Origin of the sequence: Streptomyces huiliensis (genome assembly GCF_020037025.1) — a bacterium.
GTDB classification, from domain to species: domain Bacteria; phylum Actinomycetota; class Actinomycetes; order Streptomycetales; family Streptomycetaceae; genus Streptomyces; species Streptomyces huiliensis.
In genome coordinates this window covers 1-1,209 of the sequence record NZ_JAIQLH010000515.1, presented here as the reverse complement: position 1 = coordinate 1,209, position 1,209 = coordinate 1, and the positions used below count along the sequence as shown (strand labels likewise).

Annotated in this window: 1 protein-coding gene; it reads right to left on the bottom strand. The window is 75.4% G+C overall.

What is annotated here, in order from left to right; all coding sequences use genetic code 11:
* A partial coding sequence (locus JNW98_RS35570; RefSeq protein ID WP_223772386.1) for an AAA family ATPase occupies positions 1 to 1,023 on the bottom strand: 1,023 nt, incomplete at its 3' end.
* Between the last annotated feature and the right edge of the window lie 186 nt (positions 1,024 to 1,209).

The window sequence follows — 1,209 nt, the reverse complement described above, 5'->3', positions numbered from 1 at the left end:
GTGCGCCGCCCGGAGCGCGGCGGCGTCCGCGCCGCGCCAGACGGCCGAACGCACCAGCGGGTGGCGGAAACGCACCGGGGCTCCGAGGGCGATCAGGCCCGCGGCCTCGGCCGGTGCCGCGGCCTCGAACCCGATGCCGAGCAGGCACAGCGCGTGCCACAACACCGCGGCGTCGCCGACCGGTTCGACCGCCGCGACCAGCAGCAGGGCGCGGGTGTCGGCCGGCAGCGCGTCGACGCGCCGGCGCAGGCCGTCCTCTACGCGGGTCGCCAGCGGTCCCGCGCCGGGCCCGCCGAAGCCGAACGCCAGCTCCGCCGGCGACAGGTCCCGGGGCAACTCCAGGAGGGCGAGCGGGTTCCCGCCGGTCTCGGCGACGATCCGGTCCCGCACGCGGGCGTCGACCGGCCCCTGGAGCACGCCGTCGAGCAGGGCCCGGGCGTCGGCGTCCGCGAGCCCGCGCAGGGTGAGGACCGGCAGCCCGGAAAGCCCCTCCTCCTGTTCCCCGTCGGTGATCCGCTCGGCGAACACCAGCGCCACCGATTCGGCGTCCAGCCGGCGCGCGACGAACGCCAGGATCCGCCGGGACATCAGGTCCAGGCAGTGTGCGTCGTCGACCAGGCACACCAGCGGGGACTCTGCGGCGGCCTCGGCGAAGAGACCGAGGACGGCGATCCCGACCAGCAGCATTTCGGGCGGGTTCCCCGCACTCAGACCGAACGCGACGCGCAGCGCGTCCTGTTGCACCGGCGGCAGCCGGTCGAGGTGTGCCAGTAGGGGGGCGCACAGGCGTTGCAGGGCGGAGTAGGCGAAGTCGGACTCGGCTTCGACGCCGGCCGCGTACACGGTCCGCAGCGGCGCGGCCCGCTCGGCGAGCCGGCCGAGCAGCGCCGATTTGCCGACGCCGGCCTCGCCGCGCAGCACCAGGACGCGGCTGCGCCCGTCGCGTACGTCGCGCAGCAGGCGGTCCAGCGCCGCCAGTTCCCGTTCCCGCCCGAGCAGACGGCGATTCGCGTGGTGCGGCATGTGACCCTCCGGACGGCTTCCTCCCGGAGGAGCTTCTCTCATCCTACGGACTTCCGACGCCTCTGACCTGCGTGGATTCGGTCACCACCGCCGGGGCCCGGTGACCTTCGCGACCGCCTCGGACCTGCGCGAACCGCCTCAGACCCGCGCGACCGGTTCAGACCCGCGCGACCGGTTCAGACCCGC